Annotated in this window: 8 protein-coding genes and 1 pseudogene; 3 read left to right on the top strand and 6 right to left on the bottom strand. The window is 53.2% G+C overall.

Going from position 1 to position 7,951, the window contains the following annotated elements:
- The 3 genes and pseudogenes from AP057_RS17655 to speE all read right to left on the bottom strand — a co-directional run.
- Positions 1 to 208: pseudogene (locus AP057_RS17655) on the bottom strand (RNA-guided endonuclease TnpB family protein); the annotation flags it as partial.
- A gap of 316 nt (positions 209 to 524) precedes the next feature.
- Entirely contained in the window at positions 525 to 1,400 is an 876-nt protein-coding gene (gene speB, locus AP057_RS01340) for an agmatinase (protein WP_049624641.1), read from the bottom strand.
- A gap of 12 nt (positions 1,401 to 1,412) precedes the next feature.
- Positions 1,413 to 2,240 carry a polyamine aminopropyltransferase gene (gene speE / locus AP057_RS01335; RefSeq protein ID WP_049626033.1) on the bottom strand — a complete coding sequence of 276 codons (828 nt, stop codon included), beginning with the start codon at positions 2,238 to 2,240 and terminating at the stop codon, positions 1,413 to 1,415.
- A gap of 256 nt (positions 2,241 to 2,496) precedes the next feature.
- Here speE and AP057_RS01330 point away from each other — a divergent pair, with 256 nt between their 5' ends.
- A complete protein-coding gene (locus AP057_RS01330) occupies positions 2,497 to 4,542 on the top strand; it encodes a transglycosylase domain-containing protein (protein ID WP_053532728.1) in 2,046 nt (681 codons plus the stop codon).
- Positions 4,543 to 4,673: 131 nt separating this feature from the next.
- On the opposite strand, the gene AP057_RS01325 is transcribed toward AP057_RS01330, so the two are convergent.
- Together AP057_RS01325 and AP057_RS01320 are read right to left on the bottom strand one after the other, a co-directional pair.
- Positions 4,674 to 5,189, bottom strand: coding sequence for a YwhD family protein (locus AP057_RS01325; protein ID WP_011232874.1), 516 nt, complete (start codon positions 5,187 to 5,189; stop codon positions 4,674 to 4,676).
- Positions 5,190 to 5,206: 17 nt separating this feature from the next.
- Positions 5,207 to 5,875: a site-2 protease family protein gene (locus AP057_RS01320; protein WP_011232875.1), complete on the bottom strand. Its 669-nt coding sequence runs from the start codon at positions 5,873 to 5,875 to the stop codon at positions 5,207 to 5,209.
- Between the two features lie 132 nt (positions 5,876 to 6,007).
- Between AP057_RS01320 and AP057_RS01315 the strand changes: the two genes are divergently transcribed.
- Positions 6,008 to 6,196 carry a 2-hydroxymuconate tautomerase gene (locus AP057_RS01315; protein ID WP_011232876.1) on the top strand — a complete coding sequence of 63 codons (189 nt, stop codon included), beginning with the start codon at positions 6,008 to 6,010 and terminating at the stop codon, positions 6,194 to 6,196.
- A gap of 100 nt (positions 6,197 to 6,296) precedes the next feature.
- Positions 6,297 to 7,598: an NCS2 family permease gene (locus tag AP057_RS01310; protein ID WP_033015433.1), complete on the top strand. Its 1,302-nt coding sequence runs from the start codon at positions 6,297 to 6,299 to the stop codon at positions 7,596 to 7,598.
- 122 nt (positions 7,599 to 7,720) lie between these two features.
- On the opposite strand, the gene AP057_RS01305 is transcribed toward AP057_RS01310, so the two are convergent.
- Positions 7,721 to 7,927, bottom strand: a complete 207-nt coding sequence (locus AP057_RS01305; protein WP_369813955.1) for a transposase — start codon at positions 7,925 to 7,927, stop codon at positions 7,721 to 7,723.
- Positions 7,928 to 7,951: the final 24 nt, after the last annotated feature.

Raw genomic sequence — 7,951 nt, 5'->3', positions numbered from 1 at the left:
TGCTGTTTAACAGCTTATAGTTTTCGTTAGTTTTGGCAAGATGATAATTTTTCTCATAATTAAGAAATTCCTTGTGTTCAAAATAGTATTGTCTGACATTGTACAATCCGACGTTGTACATGTTCTTGGCAATATGGCACAGTTCTCGAAGAGTCAAGTATTCTTCTTTGGTCAAACCATTTAGCTGTTGTTTGATACAAAAATACATGTTTTCACCTCCCATCTAACTATATGATACTATATTTTACTGAATCTATCCTATTTTCAGCAAAATATAGTTAAGGCGAGAGTCAGTCAAGACTTTGTGGAGAACATTTTTTCGGTTCACTACGGGCGTTGTCAATCACTAGTTAGCGAACCATTTTCAGGAATTCATATCGTAAGCGCTTTCGGACTCTCATCCCTCCTTTTTCTGTAAATACATTAATTATTACGCTCCGTACGCTCATATTCCTGCATCTTTTGTCCCACCAAAGAAAAAAGCACCCTCGCAAACTTGCGATTTAGGCGCTTTTTCTCATTTTTCACTTCCCTACCCAACCAAGCAGCATTTCCCGCACAAGCTTGCTCGCCGTATTGGCCGTTTGTTCGGAGTGGTCGTAAATCGGCGCGACTTCCACCAAATCGGCGCCGACAACGCGGACGTCGGAGCGGGCGATCTCATGGATCGCGGCTAGCAGTTCTTTCGATGTAATGCCGCCGGCATCGACCGTTCCCGTTCCGGGGGCATGGGCCGGGTCAAGCACATCGATGTCGATCGTCACATACACCGGGCGGCCGGCGAGCTTTGGCAACACGGAGCGGAGCGGTTCAAGCACCTCAAACTTGGCGATGTACATACCGTTTTCTTTCGCCCACTCAAACTCCTCTTTCATCCCGGAACGGATGCCGAACGAAAAGACATTCGTCGGGCCGATCAAGTCAGCGACTTTGCGGATTGGCGTCGCGTGCGACAGCGGCTCGCCTTCGTAATGTTCGCGCAAGTCGGTATGGGCGTCCATGTGAATGACGGCCAAATCCGGGTAATAGTCGTACACCGCTTTGATGACCGGCCAAGAGACGAGATGTTCGCCGCCGAGGCCGAGCGGAAACTTGCCGGCGTCAAGCACCTTTTTCACGAACTGCTCAATCAGCTCTAAACTGCGGGCCGCATTGCCAAACGGCAGCGGAATGTCTCCAGCGTCAAAGTAGCGGATGTCTTTGAGTTCGCGATCCAAATATGGGCTGTACTCCTCAAGCCCGATTGACACTTCGCGGATGCGGGCCGGGCCAAACCGCGAGCCAGGCCGGTAGCTGACCGTCCAGTCCATCGGCATGCCGTAAATGACCGCTTCGCTCTCTTCGAAGTTCGGGTGGCTGCCAATAAAGACGTTGCCTGAATAAGCTTCATCAAAACGCATCGATCTGCCCCCTTATTTCACTAGGTCCGCGACAAATTTTGGCAAAACGAAACACGCCTTATGCAATTCTTTCGTGTAGTATTTCGTCTCAATGTCATGGAACCGGTCGTCGCTCACCGCAAGCGGGTCGTATTGTTTCGAGCCGAGCGTAAACGTCCAGAGCCCGCTCGGATACGTCGGAATGTTCGCTGTATACAAACGGGTGATCGGGAAAATTTCTTTCACATCGCGGTAGACGTTGCGGATCAAGTCCGCTTTAAACCACGGATTGTCCGTTTGGGCGACGAAAATGCCGTCCTCTTTCAGCGCGTTGGCGATGCCGGCATAAAACCCTTTTGTGAACAAGTTGACCGCCGGGCCGACTGGTTCCGTCGAGTCGACCATGATGACGTCGTATTCGTTTTTGCTTTGCGCGATGTGCATAAACCCGTCATCGACTTTCACTTCGACGCGCGGATCGTCGAGTTTTCCGGCAATTTCCGGCAAGTATTTTTTCGAATACTCGATCACTTTGCCGTCAATTTCGACAAGCGTCGCTTTTTTGACGCTCGGGTGTTTCAGCACTTCACGAATGACGCCTCCGTCGCCGCCGCCAACGACAAGGACGTTCTCTGGCTTCGGATGGGTGAACAATGGGACGTGGGCGACCATTTCATGATAGACGAACTCGTCTTTTTGCGTCGTCATCACCATGCCGTCTAAAATGAGCATGTTGCCAAACTCCGCCGTTTCGACCATATCAAGCTTTTGAAACGGCGTTTGTTCTGTATGTAAAGTGCGGACGATGCGTGCGGTGATGCCAAAATGCTCCGTTTGCTTTTCGGTAAACCAAAGTTCCATCGGTAACATCCTTTCTCCGAGCGTTGCTTACTATACAAGTTTTCCTTAGCCAACGAAAAACTAAACACGAAAAAGTATAGAGCAATCTAGCAAAAATGCAAGAGGAACAAGTTTAAAATAAAAAATTTTTTTTCATACTGGTAAGAAAAAGCGGAAAACCTCGCTGGCGAAGCCTTGACAAAAGCAAGGCGGCACATCCAGCCAGGCGTCCGCCCGCATGTCTAAAACAACGCCAAAACCGTTGAGGTGATGCGCAATGGAACCGATCCCGGGCAGCCGTTTTCGCGGCACGTGGAAATATGTGCGCGCCGCCGTCTTTATCGGCTTTTTTCTCGCCATCTTTGCCTTCGCCGCTCTCGGGAGCTTTATTTTGTTTGCCAAAATCGAAGGCGCCCCGCCGGTCGCCGTGCCGCAAACAACGATTTTTTATGCGGACGACGGCCGCAAAATCGGGGAAAGCGACCATGGACAAAAGCGGTACTGGGTTCATCTCGGTGACATTTCCCCGCACGTCATCGAGGCGACGATTGCCGTTGAGGACCGAAAGTTTTACGAACACCACGGATTTGACTTGAAACGGATCACCGGCGCGGTGCTCGCCAATCTCGAGGCCATGGACAAAGTGCAAGGAGCGAGCACGATCACCCAGCAATATGCACGCAACTTGTTTTTAACACATGAGAAAACGTGGTCGCGAAAAATCCAGGAAGCGCTGTACACGATCCGCCTTGAAGCCAATTACAGCAAAGAAAAAATTTTAGAAGGCTATTTAAATACGATTTACTACGGCCATGGCGCCTACGGCATCGAGGCAGCAGCGCGCTATTATTTCGGCAAGCACGCGAGCGAGCTGGCGCTCAGCGAGGCGGCGATGCTCGCCGGCATTCCGAAAGGGCCGTATTACTACTCGCCGCTTGTCAACGAGGCGCGGGCAAAAGCGCGGCAAAAAATCGTGCTCACCTCCATGGTGGAAGCCGGCTACATCAGCCGCGAAGAAGCGGAGCGGGCGTACCGTGACAAGCTCGTTTACATCCGCCACCGCGAACGAGAGCAGCCTGTGGCCCCGTATTTCCAAGATGTTGTGAAACAGCAGCTGCGCACGAAGCTTGGCTTTGATGAGCGGACGATTGAGCTCGGGGGGCTGCGCGTCTACACAACGCTCGACCGACGCCTGCAGCGAATCGCCGAAGAACAAGTTAAGCAAGTCATCAGTCCCCATTCTGCCATCCAGGCGGCATTGGTGGCCATGGATCCGCGCACAGGGGAAGTAAAGGCGCTCATCGGCGGACGCAACTACGAAGAAAGCTCGTTCAACCGCGCTGTGCAAGCGGAACGCCAGCCAGGGTCGACATTTAAGCCGTTTTTGTATTACGCGGCGATCAAGCAAGGATTCACCCCATCGACCCAACTGCGCAGCGAGCTGACGACATTTACGTTTAACGGCGGCCGATCGTCGTACACCCCCCATAATTACAATGACTACTACGCCAATGGCCCGATCACGCTCGCTCAGGCGCTCGCTGTATCCGACAACGTCTTTGCGGTGAAAACGCTCCAGTTTATCGGCGCCGACAAACTCGTCGAAACAGCGAAAGCGCTTGGCATTACAAGCAGATTGAAAGCAGTGCCGTCATTGGCGCTTGGCACCTCGCCCGTGAAAGTGATCGACATGGTGGCCGCGTACAGCACGCTGGCCAACTACGGCAAACAAACCGAACCGGTGTTTATTCAAAAAGTCGTCGACGCGAACGGAAACGTGCTGTATGAACATAAGTCGGAGAGCCGGCAAGTGCTCGACCGCGACGCAGCGTTTGTGACGACCCATTTAATGACCGGAATGTTCGACCCAAAGCTTAACGGCTATACGACCGTCACCGGGCAATCGATCGCCGATGAAATGACGCGCCCGTACGCCGGCAAGTCCGGGACGACGAAAACGGACAGCTGGATGATCGGCTTCGCCCCGCAGTTGGTCGCCGGCGTCTGGACCGGCTACGACCGCGGCGAAACGATGAGCCGCTTTGACGAAAAGCAATACGCGAAACAAATATGGATCCGCTTTATGGAGAAAAGCCTCGCCGGCGAGCCGAAAAAATCGTTCAAGCCGACCAAAGGCGTCATCGGTGTCTACATCGACCCGCAAAACGGCAAGCTGGCAACCGATTCGTGCCCAGTGAAGCGGAAAACGTATTATATCGCTGGCACAGAACCAGTTGACTATTGCACCGATCATGTAAAAGAGGAGAAGAAGAAAAAAGAAGACGGAAAAAGCTGGTTCGAGAAATGGTTTCCATGGTTTTAAACAAGAAAATCCCCTGCGTTTGCCCGCAGGGGATTTTCTTGTCCTAGTTTTCCTGTGTTATACATGTAGATTTAGTTTATCCTTTTTTCCAGATAAGAACAAGCCCTTAGGCAAACATGTTCACAAAACCGTCACAATTCGCCTTCGAGTCCTTTTTTCAGTTCATCGCTCGAGCGGTTCCACATCCCGATGTCGTGGCCTTTCAAAAAGTCGGCGAGCACCCGCTTCGACTTAGCGTCCATATGATCGACGATGATATGCCGTTTCAGCGATTTATCGAGCCGGTTCACATGTTCCGGCAATAACTTATAACCACGGCGCGCCTCACGGTCGACCGTCATTTCGCACGCCGTCACCCCGGCGTAATACGGACCGTCCTCGCGGCGCTCGATCGTCACCCAGACGATCCAATACGGCTTGCCGTTTGGCACGGCGGAGCGATCCGGCAAAAACTTGATGCCGCGCTCAACAGAGCTGCGGGCATGCATCGCCCCCATATCAACGAACGCTTCACCCGCTTCGACGTCAATGATGACCGGCGACACGTTTTCTAGGCTCAACGCCCCGGCGCCAAAGCCGCGGTGCCCGTCGGTCGGGTCGTCTTTGATGATATTAAAGCCGATGTTTTTTTTCTTTTTTTGCTCCATCCGCTTGTTCCTCCTTCCTACATAAACAAGCTGGCCACAAGTGACTGCAAGTTCTCAAGCACAAACGGCAGCGCCACTTGAAACACCGGCTCAATCGTATAGCGATCGAGCGGCGTCAGCACGAGAACAAGGAAAATGAGCGCCCCGTACGTTTCCCACTGCGTCATTTTCGCCCGCAGCCCATCCGGGGCCAAGTCTTCAATAATACGATACCCATCAAGCGGCGGAAATGGCAATAAATTAAACACAAACAAGACGGCGTTCAAGCTGATAAAAATTTGGAAAAACAGATCAAACCCGGCCGCAAACCAATCCGGCAGCGCCCGCATGATGCCGAAATCGATCATGGCGTACCAAATGACAAATCCAAGCCCGGCGAGCGCGAGGTTGCTTAGCGGCCCTGCCACCGAGACAAGAATGCCGGCAAGGCGCGGGTTTTTGAAATAAAAGCGATTGACTGGCACCGGGCGCGCCCAGCCAAACCCGGCGAGAAAGATCAGCAAAGTTCCAAGCAAATCCAAATGGGCAAACGGTGACAATGTCAGCCGTCCCTCGTTTTTCGCCGTCGGATCGCCGAACTTGTAAGCAACGTAGGCATGGGCGAACTCATGCACAGAAAACGCCAGCGCCAGCGTCAACAGCACGTACGGAATTTCGCTTAACGAATACGGCAAAATGTGTTCCACTTGATTAACTCCTTTTCCCCTGTATTCACTATCCTTAGTATACATGATTTACCGCCAAAAGTGGACTGAACTTCACGGTTCCATGGTATAATAAGCGTGATAGCACTCGACAAGGAAATGGGGGGAATGATGATGCCGTATGTCACGATCAAAATGCTCGCCGGCCGCACGGATGAACAGAAGAAAGCGCTTGTTGAAAAAGTGACGGACGCCGTCGTCGAGACGACAGGGGCGAAACGGGAGAGCGTTGTCGTATTCATTGAAGAAATGACGAAAGACCATTACGCCATCGCTGGAAAACGGCTGAGCGACGCGGAGTAACAAACAGGGGGACGCCATCGGGCGTCCCCATTGCTTTTTGAAATAAAAACGAATATTATTATATTTGTCTTTCATATTGTTCGTCTTTAGGAGGTTGCCTATGATTCGTCTTCCGCACCATGCCAGCAATCGCAAAACAGAGGTTCTCGCTGGCCTGACGACCTTTTTCACCATGGTGTACATCATCGTCGTCAATCCGATCATCTTATCAGACGCCGGCGTCCCGTTTGAACAGGCGTTCACCGCCACCGTCATCGCCACCGTCGTCGGCACGCTTTGGATGGCAATATTCGCCAACTATCCGATCGCCATTGCCCCCGGCATGGGGCTGAACGCGTATTTTGCCTATTCCGTCGTCGGCTCGCACGGCGGCATTTCGTACGAAACCGCGTTTTCCGCTGTGTTTGTCGCGGGATTGCTGTTTTTGTTGCTGTCGCTCACCCCGCTCCGCAGCAAGCTGATCGAAGTGATCCCCGACAGCTTAAAACATGGCATCACCGCCGGCATCGGGCTGTTTATCGCCTTTATCGGCCTGCGGCTGACCGGAATTATCCAAGCCCATCCGCAAAATTTGGTCGCGCTTGGCAACTTGCATGCCCCGTCGGCCGTGTTGACGCTCATCGGCCTGGCGGTGACGCTCGTTTTCATGATGCGCGGCGTCAACGGCGCGCTCTTTTACGCCATGGTCGTGACCGGCGTCATCGCCTACGCGACCGGGCAGCTTCACTTTGACAAAGGTATCGTCTCGCTGCCGTCGCTGCCGGAAGGGCTTGTCGCCGCCAATCCATTGACGGCCGTTGGCGATGTCATCAGCCACAGCCTGTACGCTGTCGTCTTTTCCTTTTTGCTTGTCACGCTCTTTGACACGACCGGCACGATGATCGGCGTCGCCCAGCAAGCGGGACTGATGAAAGGAAACACACTGCCGCGCGCCCGCGAGGCGCTCTTGGCCGACTCCGTCGCGACCACGATCGGCGCCATGTTCGGCACGAGCCCGACATCGGCGTACATCGAGTCGTCAACCGGCGTCGCCGCCGGCGGCCGCACCGGCTTGACCGCGCTCACGGTCGCCGTCTTGTTCATCGCAGCCGCCTTTTTCAGCCCGCTTGTCGGCGCCGTCGCCGGGCTTTCTGCCATCACCGCCCCAGCGCTCATTGTCGTCGGCAGCTTGATGATCAGCAACATCGCCCATATCAATTGGCGCGAACTGGACGAAGCGTTCTCAGCCTTTCTCATCATCTTAAGCATGCCGCTCACGTCCAGCATCGCGACCGGCATCGCGCTCGGCTTCATCTCGTACCCGCTCTTAAAAATCGCCCGCGGCCGCTGGCGCGATGTGCCGTTGCTGCTGTACGTGCTTGCCGTGCTGTTCTTTTTGCAGCTGGCGTTTTTGCCGCATTAATCCAAAAGAAGAAGGGGCTGACCCAAAAGTCCGCCAAAAAGCGGACTTTTGGAGTCAGCCCTCTCTGGTTTTTGTATATTTTACCAAACGGAACAAAATTCCGACTCTGTTCTCCCCCTCATTTACGCCACCAAGGACAATTGCTTGTCCCTAGCGGCTTTTTTGAGAAGATTGTGGGCAGCACAAACCAGCCCCCATTCGATGGAAACTTTTTGGAGGCCTCGCAGGACAAAGCGACGAAACCCGCGATTTTGTTTGATTTGCCCAAATACACTCTCAATGTCGGTTTGGCGTTGGCGGTATCGGGCTTGCCCTTCTTCACTCTCCAACCGTTCGCGGGCTTTCTGTTTTTG

It is taken from the genome of Geobacillus sp. Sah69, from assembly GCF_001414205.1.
GTDB lineage: Bacteria > Bacillota > Bacilli > Bacillales > Anoxybacillaceae > Geobacillus > Geobacillus stearothermophilus.
This window is presented reverse-complemented; position numbering and strand designations above follow the sequence as displayed.